At 68.2% G+C, this 236-nt stretch carries 1 protein-coding gene; it reads right to left on the bottom strand.

Annotation, left to right across the window (positions count from 1 at the left end; all coding sequences use genetic code 11):
- The coding region (locus tag AC0IYH_RS33960) for a DUF6976 family protein (RefSeq protein WP_471838875.1) at window positions 1-236 on the bottom strand (236 nt) is incomplete at both ends.

Here is a 236-nt window from a genome sequence, read left to right as displayed (position 1 = left end):
CACGGTCGAGCGCGACGCCCGTCACCCATCCGACGACGGGCCGGTCGAACAGCCCCTTCCACTCCGTACCTTCGATCGCGAAGCGGCTGTGCACCGGCGATTGCGACGGCAGCAGGATCACGCTGAAACCATTGTTCGCACCGTCGGCGGCGAAGTGCGGCAGCGCGTCGGCGTCATAGATCGCCTGGTGCGCGATACTGGCCGACGCCGGCAGGCGCGCAACGAAGATGCGCTCC

The sequence above is a fragment of the Pseudomonas sp. AC463 genome (assembly GCF_979253585.1).
Note: the sequence above shows the minus strand (reverse complement) of the source record. Positions and strands in the feature narration are given on the sequence as shown.